The sequence below is a fragment of the Alicyclobacillus suci genome, assembly GCF_017329615.1.
GTDB lineage: Bacteria > Bacillota > Bacilli > Alicyclobacillales > Alicyclobacillaceae > Alicyclobacillus > Alicyclobacillus suci.
In genome coordinates this window covers 41,529-59,723 of sequence record NZ_JAFMTW010000005.1, presented here as the reverse complement: position 1 = coordinate 59,723, position 18,195 = coordinate 41,529, and the positions used below count along the sequence as shown (strand labels likewise).

Sequence of the window (18,195 nt, the reverse complement as noted above, 5' to 3'; positions counted from 1 at the left end):
CCTGAACCCATCGACTTAGGCTTAGGTAAGTGTCATCAAGAACTGGACAAACGCGGCAGTTACGGCAGGCAAGCCGCTACTTCGGCGCGTAAGGGCCGTAATGGTGCGTGCACCAAGCGTGGCGTCCGTCAGTGTGACTATAGCCAAACGCCCTTGCGCTACGTCGTCGGCCACCGCCGATTTCGGCAACACCGCCATGCCAAGCCCAGCTTGAACAAAGCGGCTAATTGCCTCCAAACTGTCTGTTTCGACGACAGCGCGCAAGCCCTCCTGCCGAGCGCCGAGTTTTTGGTCGACAATTTGCCGCAAACCAGAATCAGATCGCATCAAAATCAGCGGCATCTCCGCCATGTCACCAACCGAACAACGCACCCCGGCCTGCGGATGCGACGGCGCCACGACGACGCACAATTCATCCCGCCACAACGGCATAGCGGTAAACTGGTCACGGTCTGCAGGGGGCGTCGTGACAAAGGCGAGATCGATCTCGCGCCGCACAAGCCGCTCAGTGACCTCCTTTGACGACCCGGTCACAATATGAAATCGGACTGCAGGGTGCTCAGCTGCGTAGTTTGCAATGACATTTGGCAATAAATAGATACATGGAGTCAAACCAGAACCGAGACGGACTGTTCCTTGCTCCGGGTCAGTCAATTCTGACAACGCATCCAACAACCGCGTTTGTGTCTGTAGAAGCTCGCGCGCTGTATCGTAAACTTTCGCACCTGCTCTGGTCAGAATCAGCCGTTTGCCAACCCGGTCGAACAAGGTCGTCCCCAAAGTGCGCTCCAACTGCTGAATCTGCCGCGTGACGGTGGGTTGTGTGGTGTGCAACACCTCTGCGGCAGCCGACACGGTCTCGTGCTCGACCACCGTAAGAAACGTTTGATAGGCACCGAGCATTGGTAGGTATGCCTCCCTTTGCCATCCGAAGCGAACAAACCGTTATACAATATTCGCATCCATTTCATACACATCATTCATTTTACACATATCAAATGAAGTCGTACACTGAAAAAGGATTTTCCTAGAGGGGGTCATCAAGTGTTTCATGCAGTGATTGGTGCGCAGTACGGGGACGAAGGCAAAGGCAAAATGGTAGACTACTTGGCCGAACAGGCCGACATTGTCGTTCGCTACCAAGGCGGTGGCAATGCAGGACATACGATTGTCAACAAGTACGGGAAATTTGCGCTTCACCTCGTTCCGTCCGGCATTTTCCATCCACATACAACATCCGTCCTCGGTGCAGGCATGGTCATCCACCCAGGGCAACTGGTGAAGGAATTAGAGACGCTCGAAGCAGGGAACATCGACACGTCACGCCTTGTCATCTCAGAGCGCGCGCATATGGTTCTTCCATACCATATCTGGCAGGATGCGTGGGAAGAGGAGCAGCGGAAAAAAAAGGTTGGCACCACACTGCAGGGCATTGGCCCCAGCTATCAAGATAAAGTCGGGCGCTTTGGTCTCCAATTTGGCGAACTGCGCGACTTGTCCCGATTTGAGACGCGACTGCGTCAAGCCTGGGAGGCAAAACTAACCCGCATTCCGCAACTCAAGGACTATGGACAATTTGACGAGATGTGGACCGAACTGATGGCTGCGAGAGAGCGTCTGCTTCCGTACATTCAAGATACAACCCCGCTGCTCTACGAGGCAGCACAAAAAGATTTACACGTGCTACTCGAGGGACAACTGGGTATTATGCGAGACCTGGATTGGGGCGTCTACCCATTCGTCACGTCTTCTTCGCCGATTTCTGGAGGCATTCCAGCGGGCGCGGGCATTCCACCGACAGCGATTCGCCGCATCACAGGGATTACCAAAGCCTATACGACGGCGGTAGGCGCAGGTCCGTTCCCAACGGAATTGCACGATGAAAACGGAACTTATTTGCAAGAAAAGGGCCACGAGTTTGGAGCGACCACTGGCCGTCCACGCGCGTGTGGTTGGCTAGACCTGCCGACCTTGCGATATGGTGCTTGGATTAACGGCTATACGGAACTGGCGTTGATGAAGCTCGACGTGCTCTCCGGTCTCGACAAAATTGGCGTCTGCACTGCCTACGAACTAGATGGTGAGTCGCACATCTGGCCACTGCAGGCGTCGGATATGGAGCGGGTGACCCCAAAAATTGAGTGGCTCAATGGCTGGCAGGAAGACTTGTCAGACTGCCGCTCGTATAGTGACCTTCCTGCGAACGCCCGCGCATTCGTCGAGTATATCGAGGCGGTCGTGAACGTACCCGTAAATTATGTCTCAGTAGGACCAGGCCGGGATCAGACGATGATTCGCAACCGTTAAGCCATTGCGAGATAGCTCAAGACAGGTACCTCCGATGAATCGGATTAGAAAGAAGGATACACGGTGATAGGGATGATAAGGGGGCGGCTCACATCTATCCTGCGACATGCAGGAATTTGTGGCGCCGCACTATTACTGTTCGTGGGCACAACTGGCTGTCAAACATCCGGGTCCAGCGCGAATACCGCTTCTCCCACGGCAACGACCACGAACGCGAAACATGTGACCGTACAGCTCCAAGGCTCCGCGTTTAGCCCAACGCAAATTCACGTGACACCCGGTACTACCGTGACGTGGAAGAATGACGACGAGGTCACCCACACGGTCACAAGTGGACAAAACGGCAAACCAGACGGGATGTTCGACTCAAAAGATTTAACACCCGGAAAAAGCTTCTCCTATACATTTAAAAAATCGGGTACCTACCCTTACTATTGTGTTTACCACCCGAACATGGTTGGTACGGTGATCGTGAGTTCGAGCAGTGCCACAACCACGAGCGGCGGCGGGGACATGAGTGGAATGGGGAGCATGGATAGCAATGCTGCATCAACCACGAGCGCAAGGGGTGCTATCGCGCCGCTCGGAACCGGATCAAGTGGTGAACCCAAACTCGCGGACGATATGCGGCTCTTACCTTATAAGATGGAAAATGGCTACAAAGTCTTTCACCTGACCGCGCAACCCGTCTACTGGGAAGTCAAACCAGGCCAAAAGGTAGAAGCCTGGGCGTACAATGGAACCGTCCCTGGTCCCGAAATCCGGGTGGACCAAGGAGATAAGGTCAAAATTGAAGTGACGAACAAGCTCACAGAAGGCACGACGGTGCACTGGCACGGTCTCGACGTCCCCTTTAAGCAGGATGGATCCGGCGGCATCAGCCAACCTGATATCAAACCTGGGCAGACGTGGACCTACACCTTCACGGTCAACGCACCGCCTGGCACCTATATGTATCACGCCCACCCGATGAAAGACATGCTGAAACAGGAGCAGATGGGCCTCTTTGGCGCCTTTATTGTGGAGCCGAAAGGAACTGGCTGGAAACAAGTGCACCCTGGCTACCAGGATGAGTATACGCTCATCGTCAACGACTCGCCGCAGTTTGGGTACACCATCAACGGCCTCTCCTACCCAGCAACGCCCGTGATGCCGGTCAAACTTGGCGACAAAGTGTTGGTACACCTGATTAACATTGGTTCCATGGATCATCCAATGCACCTGCATGGATTCCATTTCCAATTGATCAATCAAGACGGCTGGCCACTCTCGTCGCCGCAATGGCTCGATACCATCAACACAGCGCCGGGATCTACCTATGATTTAGCGTTCACCGCAAACCAAAAGGGCAAGTGGCTGTTCCACTGTCATATCACAGAGCACGTGACGGATGGCGAAAATATGAGCGGCATGGTAACGATGTTCAACGTCCAATGACCTGCGCTCAGCGTCCACTGAAATGCCACCGTGACGTCACCAAACGACTTGAGCACGACGAAAAGGCCCCTCGCAGACGGCGCTGGGGCCTTTTCCCTATCCTCAAGTTCACTGGTGGCAAGATCAGACGACTTTAAATTTCTTCACCATTTGTTCGTGTCCTGGACCACAGAACTTCGAGCAGACAATCGTGTATGTCCCCGCCTTCTTTGGCGTCCAAACGACGGTTTTCGTCTGGCCGGAGGCAATCGGCACATTGATATTCGTGCCGGAAATTGCAAATCCGTGCGATCCGCTCGTGCAAGAGAGATCAAACGCGATAGGCTGATTGTCCTTAAACGTCGACTTGTCCAACGTCCAACTGTAATCCTGCGCAATCACGTGAACGACCTGAGCGTCTTTCGGCACGCTCGTCTGTGCACTCGTATTCGAATTCCCTGAATCACTGGTACCACAACCTGCAACGGCAACCAGCACAGCGAACACGGGGATGGTCATCAGCGAACGAATTTTCATTAGTAAACACCCCTTTATGGCCTTTGTACAGGCACAACTGGAAGCACACGTCGATGATCATATCAAAATTCCGACCACATAAACATGACAAGTCGGTGAACGTGTGTGGGCCATAAACCACCTAAATCATGCCGTGCGCTAAGGCCAACACACAAAAAGCCGCCGCGCCACTCTGACCAGGCAGAGCGCGCAGCGGCTTTAACCGCAAAGCGACCATTACATCTTGGAGGCGATGAAATTGGCGAGATCAACTACGCGGTTGGAGTAACCCCACTCGTTGTCGTACCAAGCGACGACCTTCACCATGTCGTCGATAATCATGGTGGACAGTGCATCGACGGTGGAAGAGTGTGAATCCCCATTGTAATCACGCGACACAAGCGGCTCTTCGCTGTACGCGAGAATGCCCTTGAGTGGCCCCTCAGCAGCTTTCTTCAAAGCTTCGTTAACCGATTCGACCGTCGCCGTGGACTTCACTTGGGCCGTCAAGTCAACCAGCGAGACGTTCGGCGTCGGGACGCGCATTGCCATCCCGTTCAAACGGCCCTTGAGGTGTGGCAAAACGAGACCGACTGCCTTGGCAGCGCCCGTCGACGTCGGGATGATGTTGAGTGCCGCTGCGCGTGCGCGCCGCATATCCGAATGCGGCAAGTCGAGAATGCGTTGGTCGTTTGTATAAGAGTGAACCGTCGTCATCAGGCCCTTTTCAATCCCAAATACATCGTCGATAACCTTTGCGACCGGTGCAAGACAGTTGGTGGTGCAAGATGCGTTCGAAATGACGTGGTGATTTGCTGGGTCATACGCGTCTTGGTTGACGCCCATTACGATGGTCACGTCTTCGTTTTTCGCCGGTGCGGAGATGATAACCTTCTTGGCGCCGCCTTGCGTGATGTGCACTTGCGCTTTGTTCTTGTCAGTAAAGATACCCGTCGACTCAATCACGATTTCAGCGCCGACTTCAGACCACTTGATAGCGCCTGGGTCGCGTTCCGCGAACACTTTAACGGTTTTTCCGCCAACGATGAGCGCACCTTCCTGCGCTTCTACCTCCGCGTCCAAAATCCCGTGAACGGAATCGTACTTCAGCAGAGCAGCCAACGTCTTCGCGTCGGTCAAGTCATTGACGGCCACAATCTCAATATGCTCGTTGTTAAGCGCGGCACGGAACACATTGCGGCCAATTCGGCCAAATCCATTAATGCCAACTTTTACTGCCATGTCGTTTCTCTCCTCACACATTAGTGTCGATTTGAACCAAGCGTTTCGCAGCCCCTTCATCGGTCACGAGCGCATCGATGCGATACGCCTTTGCTGCAGCCGCAATGGCATTCGCTTTTCGTTTGCCGCCGGCGACGGCGAGTACTTCACGGACGTGACGGATGTCGGACAATCTCAGACCAATGGTCTTCATCGAATAGGCCACTTCCCCATCCGCGTCAAAGTAATACCCAAAGGCCTCAGCCTTTGCACCGCGCGCTTGCAGGTGAGCCAATTCCTCGGCACTGACCTGTCGACGCCGCGCCATCGCCATCGCATCGCCAATACCATGCACGACGACGGTCGAGGCCCGAATAATCGGAAGCCGTTCCTGAACGTATGGATCCGTCAGCAGTTGATCTACCGCCCCGGGTGATAATCTGTCGGGCACGTGCAACATGATGGACGTCCCACCGAGTTTTTCGGCGAGCGTCGAAGCGATAGTGTTCGCTTGATACTCCACCGTCTCACCGACCCCACCGCGCGCCGGAACCACCTGCAAGTTGCGGTAACTCTGCCGGACAACCATGTTGCGCGCGAGTGCGGCAACGGTGGTACCGCCGGTTACCGCGACAATGTCACCTTCGCGAAGAATGGTTTGCAAATACTGACCTGCTTGGAGCCCTAATTGGTCAATCACCCAAGGTTCTTCGTCACTATCGCCTTCTACAACCAAAACCTTGGGAATATGTAACATCTGCGAGAGCGTTCTAGCCAAGTCAAACCGACCCGCTGCCGCAGCGGCAACTGCCTCTAGTTCCCCTAATAACGTGCTTCCCTCTTCTGAAAGTGATACACCAGCAGCGGAACTCAATAACAGTCCCTGTTGGCGCAGTACGTCCAATTCTGCACGCAAGGTACGCTCGGATTGTTGCATAGCTTGTGCCAGTGCCCTCCGTCCAATCGGGCCAAGCAAGTTCACGCGTTGTAAAATGCGCAAACGTTGCTGTAACACATCCATTAGTTCAGGGACAACCCTGCGCACAGCCGTCCAATCCGAAGTCTCCATACAGGCTCACCTATCCCGGTTCGAACCACAGGGACACCGAAAGTCCCGATGGTTCATTTTTCGTCCCGTTAACTTAAGTTTAGCGCAGCCGTTGCTACGGTGCAACCAAATGCGCTACATTCCACAACTTTGGGCAATGGAAGACCGAGCGTCATCGCGCACAAACACAAATAGGCTGTTTCTGTCCGCAAGAATATTGCAGACCGAAACAACCTATTTCAAGATTCTGTCCTGCGCCGCAACCGCATGGATAGGTAGACTAGGTACAACAAGTCACTGACTTGCGCCTATATCAGAATCTCCCTTCCTAAAACATGCGCTTGACTGCGGTCAAATGCTTGCCCCAGTAGTATCCCTTACCAAGCTTCATATAGGCGACTTTACCAGCGCCGCCGCCCTCCTGAATCATTTCATTGTTCCCGATATAAATGCCTACATGTTTCCCGTTTTCGAAAATCAGAAGATCGCCGGGACGCATGTCTGCCTTAGCGACTTTCCACCCCACCGACTTTCCTTGCACCTGTGAGGATGTGCTGAACTTGTAACCCAACGCATGGTGATATACATACTCTGTGTAATTCGAGCAATCAAAACCTTTCTGCCCACGGTCTTCATTGTGCCCCCAAATATACGGGGTGCCAAGCTTACTCTTGGCCACGCGGAGAACGGCATTATATTTCGTCTGCCAACTAGCGCTCGGCAACCAGCTACCCTTGGTCTTGACATGTGTGACACCCGGTGGCAAGTGGCCTGTATAGGCTACCGTTTTATATTTGACGGCGGCAGCTGTCAACGAAGGAGAAAACACGACGGGAGTCAGGGTCGTGCAGGCAAGCGCAGTCGCCACCAACACGGTCTTGCTGATTCGGGTTGTGTTCGTCAAAAAATTAATCACTCATCGTCCTTTCTTCTTCTTTGAAATCTGTCGCGGCGCATATACCTACCGTAACAAGACCCAATGGACGAATAAAAGGACAAATCATTCCCGCTCTATGCAAATCCTGACGCACAACCCCGTCTTTTCCTCACCTGTCATCTGAAATCCACTGTTTTCTGTTAGATTTTTCGCAAATACACCTGTTCCACCATATGATGGTCACTCTTCTGCAAGATGAGATCAGCGCGTTGCTTCGTCGGCAAAATGTTTTCCCGCAGGTTTTTCGCGTTAATTTCTTCCCAAATTCGCAGGGCCGTCTGGTTCGCTTCTTCGACGGTCAAACTGGCGTACCGATGAAAATACGACAGCTTGTCGCGAAAGGCTGTCTCGCGAAGCTTCTGAAACCGCTCGATATACCACTGCCGAATGAGCGCCTCTTGTGCATCCACGTAAATCGAGAAGTCGAAAAAGTCGGAGACGAACACATTCATTGGCCTTGCACCGTTCGTCGAACGACTCGTCTGCAAGACATTGACACCTTCGAGAATGACGATGTCCGGCTGGCGCACGACAATCTGCTCAGATGCCACAATGTCATACGTTAGGTGGGAGTAGACTGGAGCGATGACCTCCGGCTTGCCAGACTTGACGTCGGCCAAGAAGTGAATCAGCTTGCGCGTATCATAGCTTTCTGGGAATCCCTTTCGGTGCATGATTCCGCGGCGCTCCAATTCGCGATTCGGATATAAAAAACCGTCAGTGGTAACGAGGTCTACCTTTGGATGATTGGGCCAACGCGACAACAACGCCTGAATGATTCTCGCCGTGGTACTCTTGCCGACCGCCACACTGCCCGCAATGCCGATGATATATGGCACCTTTTCCCCCGTATCGCCAAGAAATTCGTGCGTTGCCCGATATAAGCTCTGCGTAGCACCCACGTAGAGATTTAAAAGGCGGGTGAGCGGCAAATAAATTTCTTCGACCTCCGTCAGCGACACTTGTTCGTTAAGTCCGTGCAGTGTCTCCAACTCCGCTTCTGTCAACGTCAGTGGGGTCGCCTTTCGCAAATTTCGCCATTCATCGCGAGAAAACTTGATATATGGTGAAAACGTTCTCTTTTCCGTGCCCGTCTGACCCATTCCTCTGCCCCCAGAACTCCCACAAAAATGGGCCCGGTTCCCCGAGCCTAAATCCGGCATGCCAGCCGGATGACAACCATTTTGTAGTATACAACTTCGAGAGGTCACAAGGAAACTTCGTGAACGTCACTGTGCGCGTTGGCGAAAAGCACGAGGAGAAATGCCATAACGAGAACGGAATACACGGTAGAAGTATGAATAGCTCCGAAAACCACAAGAATCCGCAATCTGTTCAAGATTAAACGTACTAAACCGCATACGGTCACAAGCCATCTGCAACCGCACCTCAAGCAAATACTGCACGATGGTCTGCTGATACGTTTCCTTAAAAATGTGAACCGCCCGCGAAATACTCAGCCCAGCAGCATCGGCGACGTCTTTCAGCGTGATGTCGTCCGGCGCATGGCGTTCGATAAACCAACGCATCCTATCTGCAGCTAGTGGGACGGTCGAGTGGCTATTGGCGTCGTGGGCGTGTCGGTCTATCGTAAGGCACAATGCGCGCAACAGATAGTCGCACAACTCCATATTTGGCGTACCGGGTCTTCGATACTCCTCAATCAACTGCCGCCACAGGTGCACGCAGTGTTCGTGCAGCGACAGCCGAGCGTGTGTGGGCCGCCTGCGCTTTTGCCACCACTCGTCCAGCCATGGGCCCTGACACAGTAAATATAAATCGACAGAGTGAACGAAGTCCTCCTGAAAGCGGTCAATTTGCAACTCGTACGCTTGGCCTGGCCCGAACAACAGCAAATCGCCAGACTTGACGTGCATCATCTGATTGTCGACCAACGCGCTAGCGTGGCCATCAATCTGCAAGCGAAACAAGTAACACCCAAGTCCAGCGCGCTCCTGTTGGCGATATGGCGCCTCGTGTTCCGCATAGCCGACACTAATCACGCGCGTGCCAGGTTGTGACTGACTCGTTGTATCCATTGTCAATGCCGATTCACTCCAATGACTGGAGATTTCGCAGATTCGATGTTACCAGATGATTTGACCTGCGTATACATCAAAATTGCGCCTATCCCGCCGGACGACAAGGATATAAAACGCCATATCGGAAACCAGCACTCGTGTCGTTGTGTGCGTTTGTCGACTTTGACGGCAGTTCATACAGACTTTTCGAAGCCTGGTATTAGACAAAGAGGCTTTAAGTCCACTATACTGTGGAGTGGAATTCTCACGTCGGATCACGGTACAATTGATTGTCATGATCCAGCGGATATATCTCTTCTTCAAGCATGCAGTTATTTTGAGCCATGATGCACAGGCTACTCTAGGGGTGCAAAGAGCAAGGAGGTCCTCAACGTGACAGAGGCAACAAATGTGAACGAATCGGTCGACGTAACCGATGTACTTCTCAATCCACAGGTACAGAACTCCCTCAACACGGTCCTTGAGAATTTACCGCAACTCGCTTCTATCCTGAGTGCGATGACAAAGGACGAAGAGACCCTCAACGGCCTCGTAACTATCGTCGACAGTCTGCCAACCTTGGCAAAGATTGTCCACCTGGTAGACCGGGTTTATCGCGCTGCAGAAGACGCAGTGACCGACGGTGATACACTCGAAGGCCTGACAAAAATGGCACAAGGTTATCTGGAGCCAGCGGTAGGAACGATTCAAAAGGGTCGCCAAGCGTTCGAAATCGCCAAAGAGCGCGCTGAGAAGGACCAAACTCGCTATAGCGTATTCTCCGTTCTCAAGATGTTGAAAGACCCGACCGTGCAAAAAGCACTTCGCTTTACCCAAGCGATGCTCGACGCGCTCGGCGAAGTCAATAAAAAGTAAACGGCAAGAGACTGCTGTTTACTTATGAAAAGGCCCTCGCACGACATGTCGAGGGCTTTTCTGTACACAAGGGTTCGCGTGTTTAAGAGGAGATTCGACGCAATGGCAGATGAGCAAAGAACGACCTATCACCAACCAAAAACATCTCGCGGACAACGACGAGTCAATATCATCTTAGACGCTGCTGAACAGTTGATTGCGGAAATTGGATACGACGCTATGACGACCAACGCAATTGCGCTTCGCGCTGAGACGTCAATCGGTTCGCTTTATCAATTTTTCCCAAACAAAGAAAGCGTCGTGCAGGCATTAGCGGACAGATATCGAAGCAGTTTAACGTCGCTGCTCGACGACGCCCTCGAATTGGCCTCAACGAACGTCAGTTTTTCAGAACAGCTAGAGTGCATTATCGACAAGGTTGTACAATTTAAAATTCAGCATGTTGCGTTCGAATTCATATTCGATTGGACGAGTTGCTTTCCGGCGGAATCCCTGGCGGATGAAGTCATGTCCAGACTACTGTCCATATTGTCGCTATGGGCACCTGAGATGTCGATGCAGCAAAAACAACTGTATGCAGAAGTGTGCATCCGGATTATGAGTGCACTCCTTCCCGCGACACATGTGAATTCGCAAATCCGGCCAGAGATGGTAACAGAACTCAAACGCGTGCTCGCAAACTATTTACTGCCGCTGTTCGGCTCAAATTAAGCGGTGTTGCCACCAGGACGCTGATTATTGCACAGGCCACCAACCTTTGGGCATTTGTACGCCAATCGATAGATATCCTTTGACGGCGGGATGTTGGTCATCGACCTCTTTGGCGACGTCCATCAGGAATCGAGCGGTCTCGAAATCGCCCAATTGCTCACGCTCTTGAACGTCCACTAGCAAACGCTCGACATACTCGGACCGCTCAGCTTCTGACACTTGTTCGCGAGCAAATTGGCCGACCAAAGCTTTTACCCGCGCCGCATCAGACCATTTGCCGAGCCGAGCCAACAAAATCGGCAAAATTTCCAGCCCTTCAATCGTGAGCATGGAATTGTTTTCTTCCACCGCAAGTTGTAACTGTTCATACGCACTTTCAAAATCTTCGGCATCCAATAAAGTCTGAATATAAATGGACCGAATGTACGGCGCGATGCTCGGATTCTTCGTCATTGTCTCCCGTACATAAGCCGCCGCGATAGATTGTGTCGGCGCGCGCAGGACGTACAGCCGCGTGATAAACATGAAAAGCGACACGACCACAAACAAATCGGTCAATCTCGTCAAACATGCACTCACCTCTTGCTCAAACGAAGCTTCGTTTTGCTCCTGTAACGCGACGTCAGCGAGATAGAGCCGTAGCGGCCAAGCTGCTTCTTCTGTAGATAGGGTATTTTCAAGCCACTGGCGACGAGCGAGTAAATCGATGGGCCGTTCGTTTAGATATGCGTCTTCGAGCGCGGTCAGTCGAGATTTTGCGTCATCGTCCTGCATCCGCTCGCGTATCGTGTCAATTGCGTTCATCACGAGATAGTCTGCTGCTTCATTCAACTGCGCTGCTTGCAACTGTGCTTGTCGGTCCACAAAAGCCCCACCTTATCCCCTGAAATGATTCTTGTCCCATTGTAACGTAAAACCAACCTTGCGAAATGCTATGATGGTCAGGAATAATGGCATAAACAACGCCGTTGCGATGTCGTCGTCGCAACAGTACACAAAAAGTAAGGAGAATGACCATGGCAAGCGCTGCTGGCAGATCATCCAATTTACGCATAGAGCTTCAGCGATTAGAGGGACTGTCCACCGAAGACGTCCTCACAGAATTGCAACGCCAAGGCGTCGAGATAAATGAAGACCTGTTTCATAAAGTTTGTCAAAAACACCATTCCATCAACGCGGTAGCACAGCGCTGGCAAGCTGTCAAAGGTACGTCTCCCGCGTTCCTCACAGCGGCGACAGTCGTGCTCTGGGACAGGCTCTGCACTGACCTGTTCTGCTGGGAGGACTTCGCGAGTCTGGTCCAAAAGGGCATTGATGATATCCGCTCAAACAACCGGATGCAAGCCATCGACAAATGGCTGAATGCGTGGCGCGGGCTGCGCGCGTTTGCAGAAGAAATGAAGGTTCGGGACATTTCTGTATTTGATATGCAAGTACCAGAAAACGTGTTGCCAGAGGATTTGTTCAGCTGGGTTCAAGACGTCGAGATTGCTTTGACGGATCAGGTGGACGAATTTCCGCAACTGGCCACCGCTCTACTGGATTATACGCGGTCTTTCCAGCAGACTTTCCCCTCATCTGCGACACCGATTTTACTCAATATGAAGAGCGCGGAAAGTATCGCATTATTCGTCCTCGGAGAAACGCGCGAGGCGGACGCTATCCGCGAACAATTGTGCGCAGAATACCCGGATGACGCATGGACGTTCATCGATTGGGGCGACGAATACAACCCGAAATATCAGCGAAACCCACGTCTGGCCGACGTAGAGAAAGCCCGGCAAATCTATGCGCGCGGCCTGGCGGTTGCCACAGAAGATACCGAAACGCTGCGCGAACGAATTGCAGAATTCGCGTAAGTGTCCAAAGCGTTGGAGGGCATTCCCCCGTGTTTACTATCGTCAAGATTATCGAATCACTAATTTTGCCGCCTGGGCTGTTTGCGGTGGTTGTGGCCATTCTTGGGTACTTCGCATACCGTACACTCCGCCGTGTATCGATTGCACTGTTTCTCGTCGCCGCCATCGTGTATGCCAGTAGTACGCAAATAGTCGCTAACGCGCTCATCCGCCCCTTGGAAGACGCATACCCGCAGCCACGACATCCCTACGGGGATGTCATTGTCATGCTCGGAGGCGGGTCAGTCATCGGCACACCCGACATCAATGGTGAAGGAAATCTCAGCGGCAGCGCCGCTAATCGTCTCCTGACCACCGCCCGCCTCTACGAAATGCTCCACCTGCCGATCATCATCACGGCAGGACCCAAGCGAATGGTTCACGGACAAAATCAGTCCGAGGCGCAAATCGCGAAACGCGAACTCGTCAGTCTCGGTATTCCAAGGGGTCTTATCTACACGGAGAACAACAGCCGAAACACCGAAGAAAACGCAGAATTCACCCATCCCATCCTCAAAGCGCATCACTTAAGGCACCCAATTCTCGTCACTTCCGCGTTTCATATGTCACGTGCCGTGCTCGATTTTGAACATGATGGCATCGACGTAACGCCATTTCCAACGGATTACCAAGCCAGTACTACCTCTGGTAGCTACCAACTGGCCTACCTGCCGTCGACTACGGCACTCGACGTCACTGAACTCGCCCTCAAAGAGTACGTCGGATGGGTAGCGACAAAGCTGGGTGTCAAGGGCTGAGGCCGCACTTTAGCCAACCCATCATCAAACTGGTTCCGTGCAATGCCCTGTGAAAAAGAGGTATAATTTTTGAGTCATGCAAGACGCAACATGTCTGTCACTGACTCACCATCCGCTCCATTCTCCCCTCCACAATCGAGGGGTGGTTATACAAGCGTCGTCTACGCCAGGAGGGAATCGCATGCTCAAACTTAGTATTCTCGACCAATCCCCTATCTCACACGGCAGTGACGCGCGCGTTGCCCTCCAACAGACCGTTCAGGTGGCCCAACTCGCCGATAGGTTAGGATACCACCGACTGTGGGTCTCCGAACACCACGACGCGCCGACGCTGGCGGGATCGACACCGGAAATTTTGATTGCCCACCTGGCAGCCAAGACGAGTCGCCTCCGCATTGGCTCGGGTGGTGTCATGCTCCCACACTACAGCGCCTACAAGGTAGCAGAAAATTTCCGCATGCTCGAAGCGCTTTACCCCGGACGTATCGACGTGGGCGTTGGGCGGGCGCCAGGTGGCATGCCGCGGTCAACGATGGCCCTACAAGAAGGCAAACAGCGAGGTGCCGTCGACTATATGCAGCAAGTCGCTGACCTTCGCGATTACTTGACGGACGCACTCCCGGAAGACCACCGCTTCTATGGTTTGACGGCATCACCGGTCGTCGACACAGTACCTGAGATGTGGTTGCTCGGCTCCAGTGACGGAAGTGCCTATGTGGCTGCACAACAGGGCACGGCGTTTTCCTTCGCCCACTTCATCAACGGCGAAGGCGGTACGGGTGCCATGCAAATGTACCGAGATAGATTCGTGCCATCGCGATTATGCGCGTCCCCAGAGACGAGTGTCGCCATTTTCGCCTTCTGTGCAGATACGGAAAAAGAGGCAGATAAATTAGCCTCAGTCCTCGATTTGTCGTTGGTCTTTTTGGCCAACGGTCAGCGAGCGGATGGCGTACCTACCATTGAAATGGCACAATCCTATCCATACAGCCGCTACGAGCTGGCGCTGGTGAAAGAAAACCGAAAGCGGATGGTCGTTGGGGACAAAGTCAGTGTCAAGCAGCAAATCGAAGCGTTGGCGCAAGCATACGAAACAAATGAAGTGATACTCTGTACCAATACCGCCCGCTTGGAGGATAGGCTCCATTCCTTTGAATTGGTAGCCGAAGCGTTTGGCTTGCATGTGGGAACCCCGTCGGCGGACACAACCGCCGCGCACGCGCGCGACATCCCATTCCGGGCGCAGCACGCAGAGGAGGAATAAACGATGGATTATCAAGAAGCACTCAAAAAGCGGCTCACCCCGCTACAGTACGAAGTGACACAGCACAATGCCACAGAGCCGCCGTTTCAAAACGAGTATTGGGACCACGACGAAGAAGGGATTTACGTCGACATCGTCTCCGGCAAACCGCTGTTTTGCTCTCTCGACAAATACGACGCTGGCTGTGGCTGGCCCAGTTTCACAAAACCGATTGACCCACAGGAGATTGTCGAGAAAACCGACTACAGTCACGGGATGATTCGAACGGAGGTGCGCAGTGAAACGGCCGATTCCCACTTGGGCCACGTGTTTCCTGACGGTCCACGCGAAGCGGGCGGTTTGCGCTACTGCATCAACTCCGCAGCCTTGCGATTCATTCCGAAACAAGATCTCGAAAAAGAAGGGTACGGCGCCTATGTAAAGTTGTTCGAACAACCACAAAAATAGGCCGTCATGTGAAAAAAGCAGCCTGTGCGGTGTACCGCGCACGCTGTTTTTTTCACCATTTTTTCACTATGTTGAAGTTATGGGGACAACGTTTGCACATTTTGCGAAGCAAGCACGTGGCGTCGCTTCGAACGCCGACCCCAGAACGTAATGACCATGACGCAAAGGACAACCAAGAGCGCGCCAAAGCCCGTAAGCCGATATAAATGCAGCGTCAAAAGACCGCCCGCTAAGGCCCCAGCGACATAGACGACAGCAGCAGCCATCGGAAACTTCCATGGACTCGACTTACTGGAATTTGTGGTGGAAGCTGCCGCCATGGCCGCAGATGGCGTTTTAAATCCTTTGAGAATCGATTCGACCGCAGTCACCATCATACCTGTGATATACGTCGTCGTCACACCTTGAATATTAATGAGGCGCGCGACAACGCTTTGAATCCCCATGCCCACAGACGACAACGCAATGCACAACTCAACCTGACCTTCAGACAGTTGCGGAACAGCGACTAACATCACGGCTAACACGACGAGCGAGACCGCCTCGAGCGCCAGCGCCGCAAGCATCCGTCGACGAGGTGCCAAGGAGGCACTCCCGGCGTGTAATATCAGCCAGCCCACAATGACGCCGATAAAAAAGGCGACAAGTGCGATGCCGGATCGGACGGAAGACATGATGTCGCCCGACACCATCTCAATGCCAAGCAACACGACATTACCTGTCATATTGGCCGTGAATACGTGGCTGAGCGCCAGGCAACTGAACGCATCAATATATCCACCCACACCGGAGAGAAGCAGCAGTACACTGTGCGCCTGTTTCCCCGCCAATTTGTCAGCCACTACGGGTGCAGATGAATCGTTGCTCTTCGTCATAACCACCGACCCTTCCGTGAGATGTGAAAATCCCCTTCGCAGCCTACCTCTCCTGCCGCGGATCTAGCCATCGCTGGATACCGTCACCCAGGACGTTGAACCCAAGTACCGACACGACAATCGCCAAGCCTGGTACGATGGCCAGCCATGGCGCCTGGCCAAGATAGCCTTGAGCATTTTGCAACATCGTGCCCCAACTCGCCGTCGGCGGCTGAACGCCAAGTCCCAAGTAGCTCAAGCTCGCCTCAGCCACAATCCCCGACGCCATCGCCATGGTCGCCTGCACGAGCAACGGCGTCATCGAGTTTGGCAGAATGTGTTTCCACATAATTCTCCAATCTGTCGACCCAAGCGATCTCGCCGCAACCACGTACTCTTTCTCAAACTCAGCCATCACCTGTCCGCGAACCGTGCGCACGAAAATGGGCACATAGCCGATACCGATGGCAATCATCGCGTTGCGCGCGCCAGGCCCGAGCATCGCGGCTAAGACTAAGGCCAAAATCAGAAATGGAAATGCCTGTATCGCATCAATAATCCGCATAATAATCCAGTCATCGAGAAACCCACGGTAAAATCCTGTGATAAGTCCAATTGGAATGCCCACCACGAGCCCGACGACCAGTGCGCCGACCGCAACTTCCATCGACGTGCGCGCCCCAATCATCGTGCGCGCCAGCTGATCTCTGCCCAACTGATCTGTGCCAAACCAGTGATGCGCGGATGGCCCTTTGAGAATATTCGTATAGTCGTTGACGTTGGGTCCGACTGGAGACAAGAGCGGCGCGAAAATCGCGACAAATACCACAACGCCAACTATAATACCACCAATCCACAACTGTTTGTTGCGAAATAACTTGCGCCCGCGCCGCTTGCGGGTGGCCACCACAGGTGTGGTCGCCACCTCTTTGACGACATCCTTTGGCACCGCCATACTAGGACCTCCCTCCAGTCAAACGAATGCGTGGGTCGACGAAGCCATAGACGAGATCGACAATTAAGTTGACGACGACGACAATCAACGCAGCCACCATCGCCGCGCCTTGCACTGTCGTATAATCGCGACTGAAGACGCTTTGGACGAGCAGTTGGCCAAATCCAGGTAGGGAGAAAATCTGCTCCGTGATGACAAGGCCGCCAAGCAGGCCCGCAATCTGTATTCCAGCGGTCGTGACGACAGGAATCAGAGCATTGGGCAATGCGTGACCGACAATCACAACAAACCCTCGCAGGCCCTTCGCGCGTGCAGTACGGACAAAGTCCTGGTCTACCACTTCCATCAGGCTCGAACGCAACATCCGCAACAATACGGCGGCTTCGCGGATACCGGTCGCGACCATCGGCAAGATCATCGTCGATAAATTCTGCCCCGGATTTTGCCAAATGGGCACGTATCCGGATGACTGGAACAAGTGCACCTTGACAGTGAACAGCAACAGAAAGATAATTCCAATCCAAAATGGTGGAACCGCAAGGCCAATGGTCGACGTGAACAACGCCACAAAATCTGCCCATTTCCCGCGATACACCGCCGCCAAGATGCCGAGCGGAAAGGCGATAAGAAGTGCCACAATCAATGTGCCAATCGCCAACTCCACCGTTACTGGCAGCCGCTGGCCAATCAGCTTCATCACTGCTTCGTGGTCAATCAAGGACGTCCCAAAATTTCCGTGGAGCAATTTCCCCATCCACTGTACATATTGCATGAACAATGGCTGATTTAGACCCATTTGCGCGCGCAACGCCGCCACCGCTGACGGTGTCGCATCCTGTCCCAGGATGATTTGTGCCGGATCTCCCGGGATTAGGTGAATAAGACTGAACACCATCATACTGAGAAACAAAAGAACGGGAATCATCGTCAAAAGGCGTTTCACGATGTATGCCATACCGAAACCTC

18 protein-coding genes and 1 pseudogene are annotated in these 18,195 nt (G+C 53.1%); 8 read left to right on the top strand and 11 right to left on the bottom strand.

Annotated features, from left to right (window positions below; all coding sequences use genetic code 11):
• Nucleotides 1-21 precede the first annotated feature (21 nt).
• Nucleotides 22-903, bottom strand: coding sequence for a LysR family transcriptional regulator (locus J3482_RS04140; RefSeq protein ID WP_146821271.1), 882 nt, complete (start codon nt 901-903; stop codon nt 22-24).
• A 141-nt stretch (nt 904-1,044) separates the two neighbouring features.
• Here J3482_RS04140 and J3482_RS04135 point away from each other — a divergent pair, with 141 nt between their 5' ends.
• Together J3482_RS04135 and J3482_RS04130 are read left to right on the top strand one after the other, a co-directional pair.
• Nucleotides 1,045-2,307, top strand: coding sequence for an adenylosuccinate synthase (locus J3482_RS04135; RefSeq protein WP_146821273.1), 1,263 nt, complete (start codon nt 1,045-1,047; stop codon nt 2,305-2,307).
• A 72-nt stretch (nt 2,308-2,379) separates the two neighbouring features.
• Complete coding sequence (locus tag J3482_RS04130; protein WP_236017885.1) at nt 2,380-3,744, top strand: multicopper oxidase domain-containing protein; 1,365 nt, start codon at nt 2,380-2,382, stop codon at nt 3,742-3,744.
• A 123-nt stretch (nt 3,745-3,867) separates the two neighbouring features.
• Here J3482_RS04130 and J3482_RS04125 read toward each other — a convergent pair whose 3' ends face one another.
• From J3482_RS04125 to J3482_RS04100, 6 genes are all read right to left on the bottom strand, one after another.
• Nucleotides 3,868-4,260 (bottom strand): cupredoxin domain-containing protein, encoded by a 393-nt coding sequence (locus tag J3482_RS04125; RefSeq protein WP_146821277.1) that lies wholly within the window; start codon nt 4,258-4,260, stop codon nt 3,868-3,870.
• 216 nt (nt 4,261-4,476) lie between these two features.
• Nucleotides 4,477-5,481, bottom strand: a complete 1,005-nt coding sequence (gap, locus tag J3482_RS04120) for a type I glyceraldehyde-3-phosphate dehydrogenase (RefSeq protein WP_146821279.1) — start codon at nt 5,479-5,481, stop codon at nt 4,477-4,479.
• 13 nt (nt 5,482-5,494) lie between these two features.
• Nucleotides 5,495-6,529 (bottom strand): sugar-binding transcriptional regulator, encoded by a 1,035-nt coding sequence (locus J3482_RS04115; RefSeq protein WP_146821281.1) that lies wholly within the window; start codon nt 6,527-6,529, stop codon nt 5,495-5,497.
• A 307-nt stretch (nt 6,530-6,836) separates the two neighbouring features.
• Nucleotides 6,837-7,412, bottom strand: coding sequence for a C40 family peptidase (locus J3482_RS04110; protein WP_223203967.1), 576 nt, complete (start codon nt 7,410-7,412; stop codon nt 6,837-6,839).
• Between the two features lie 173 nt (nt 7,413-7,585).
• A complete protein-coding gene (coaA, locus tag J3482_RS04105; RefSeq protein WP_146821283.1) occupies nt 7,586-8,548 on the bottom strand; it encodes a type I pantothenate kinase in 963 nt (320 codons plus the stop codon).
• 126 nt (nt 8,549-8,674) lie between these two features.
• Nucleotides 8,675-9,484 (bottom strand): helix-turn-helix transcriptional regulator, encoded by an 810-nt coding sequence (locus J3482_RS04100; protein WP_146821462.1) that lies wholly within the window; start codon nt 9,482-9,484, stop codon nt 8,675-8,677.
• 375 nt (nt 9,485-9,859) lie between these two features.
• Between J3482_RS04100 and J3482_RS04095 the strand changes: the two genes are divergently transcribed.
• Nucleotides 9,860-10,342 (top strand): helical membrane plugin domain-containing protein, encoded by a 483-nt coding sequence (locus tag J3482_RS04095; protein WP_021297042.1) that lies wholly within the window; start codon nt 9,860-9,862, stop codon nt 10,340-10,342.
• Nucleotides 10,343-10,444: 102 nt separating this feature from the next.
• Nucleotides 10,445-11,053 (top strand): TetR/AcrR family transcriptional regulator, encoded by a 609-nt coding sequence (locus J3482_RS04090; protein WP_146821285.1) that lies wholly within the window; start codon nt 10,445-10,447, stop codon nt 11,051-11,053.
• Between the two features lie 24 nt (nt 11,054-11,077).
• Here J3482_RS04090 and J3482_RS04085 read toward each other — a convergent pair whose 3' ends face one another.
• The gene (locus J3482_RS04085; protein WP_146821286.1) at nt 11,078-11,917 is read right to left on the bottom strand and encodes a hypothetical protein; all 840 of its coding nucleotides are present in this window, start codon (nt 11,915-11,917) and stop codon (nt 11,078-11,080) included.
• A gap of 152 nt (nt 11,918-12,069) precedes the next feature.
• On the opposite strand from J3482_RS04085, the gene J3482_RS04080 reads away from it, so the two are divergent.
• From J3482_RS04080 to msrB, 4 genes and pseudogenes are all read left to right on the top strand, one after another.
• On the top strand, nt 12,070-12,912 hold the full coding sequence (locus J3482_RS04080; RefSeq protein ID WP_206922096.1) for a hypothetical protein: 843 nt from the start codon (nt 12,070-12,072) through the stop codon (nt 12,910-12,912).
• Between the two features lie 29 nt (nt 12,913-12,941).
• Nucleotides 12,942-13,709 carry a YdcF family protein gene (locus J3482_RS04075; RefSeq protein ID WP_188332089.1) on the top strand — a complete coding sequence of 256 codons (768 nt, stop codon included), beginning with the start codon at nt 12,942-12,944 and terminating at the stop codon, nt 13,707-13,709.
• 181 nt (nt 13,710-13,890) lie between these two features.
• Nucleotides 13,891-14,889 (top strand): annotated as a pseudogene (locus J3482_RS04070) (LLM class flavin-dependent oxidoreductase); the annotation flags it as partial.
• An 87-nt stretch (nt 14,890-14,976) separates the two neighbouring features.
• Complete coding sequence (msrB, locus tag J3482_RS04065; protein ID WP_146821292.1) at nt 14,977-15,420, top strand: peptide-methionine (R)-S-oxide reductase MsrB; 444 nt, start codon at nt 14,977-14,979, stop codon at nt 15,418-15,420.
• Nucleotides 15,421-15,497: 77 nt separating this feature from the next.
• Here msrB and J3482_RS04060 read toward each other — a convergent pair whose 3' ends face one another.
• Genes J3482_RS04060 through J3482_RS04050 form a run of 3 tightly spaced genes read right to left on the bottom strand, consistent with a single transcriptional unit; the run spans nt 15,498 to nt 18,184 of the window.
• Nucleotides 15,498-16,295, bottom strand: coding sequence for a YoaK family protein (locus J3482_RS04060; RefSeq protein ID WP_206922094.1), 798 nt, complete (start codon nt 16,293-16,295; stop codon nt 15,498-15,500).
• Nucleotides 16,296-16,338: 43 nt separating this feature from the next.
• The gene (locus J3482_RS04055) at nt 16,339-17,229 is read right to left on the bottom strand and encodes an ABC transporter permease (RefSeq protein ID WP_146821296.1); all 891 of its coding nucleotides are present in this window, start codon (nt 17,227-17,229) and stop codon (nt 16,339-16,341) included.
• 1 nt (nt 17,230) lies between these two features.
• Nucleotides 17,231-18,184 (bottom strand): ABC transporter permease, encoded by a 954-nt coding sequence (locus J3482_RS04050; protein WP_146821298.1) that lies wholly within the window; start codon nt 18,182-18,184, stop codon nt 17,231-17,233.
• Between the last annotated feature and the right edge of the window lie 11 nt (nt 18,185-18,195).

What these genes read in the sequence shown, in the direction of transcription:
- J3482_RS04140 (WP_146821271.1), bottom strand. Translation starts at nt 903, where the DNA reads ATGCTCGGTGCCTATCAAACGTTTCTTACGGTGGTCGAGCACGAGACC.
- J3482_RS04130 (WP_236017885.1), top strand. Translation starts at nt 2,380, where the DNA reads ATGATAAGGGGGCGGCTCACATCTATCCTGCGACATGCAGGAATTTGT.
- J3482_RS04125 (WP_146821277.1), bottom strand. Translation starts at nt 4,260, where the DNA reads ATGAAAATTCGTTCGCTGATGACCATCCCCGTGTTCGCTGTGCTGGTT.
- gap (WP_146821279.1), bottom strand. Translation starts at nt 5,481, where the DNA reads ATGGCAGTAAAAGTTGGCATTAATGGATTTGGCCGAATTGGCCGCAAT.
- J3482_RS04115 (WP_146821281.1), bottom strand. Translation starts at nt 6,529, where the DNA reads ATGGAGACTTCGGATTGGACGGCTGTGCGCAGGGTTGTCCCTGAACTA.
- coaA (WP_146821283.1), bottom strand. Translation starts at nt 8,548, where the DNA reads ATGGGTCAGACGGGCACGGAAAAGAGAACGTTTTCACCATATATCAAG.
- J3482_RS04100 (WP_146821462.1), bottom strand. Translation starts at nt 9,484, where the DNA reads ATGGATACAACGAGTCAGTCACAACCTGGCACGCGCGTGATTAGTGTC.
- J3482_RS04090 (WP_146821285.1), top strand. Translation starts at nt 10,445, where the DNA reads ATGGCAGATGAGCAAAGAACGACCTATCACCAACCAAAAACATCTCGC.
- J3482_RS04080 (WP_206922096.1), top strand. Translation starts at nt 12,070, where the DNA reads ATGGCAAGCGCTGCTGGCAGATCATCCAATTTACGCATAGAGCTTCAG.
- msrB (WP_146821292.1), top strand. Translation starts at nt 14,977, where the DNA reads ATGGATTATCAAGAAGCACTCAAAAAGCGGCTCACCCCGCTACAGTAC.
- J3482_RS04060 (WP_206922094.1), bottom strand. Translation starts at nt 16,295, where the DNA reads ATGACGAAGAGCAACGATTCATCTGCACCCGTAGTGGCTGACAAATTG.
- J3482_RS04055 (WP_146821296.1), bottom strand. Translation starts at nt 17,229, where the DNA reads ATGGCGGTGCCAAAGGATGTCGTCAAAGAGGTGGCGACCACACCTGTG.
- J3482_RS04050 (WP_146821298.1), bottom strand. Translation starts at nt 18,184, where the DNA reads ATGGCATACATCGTGAAACGCCTTTTGACGATGATTCCCGTTCTTTTG.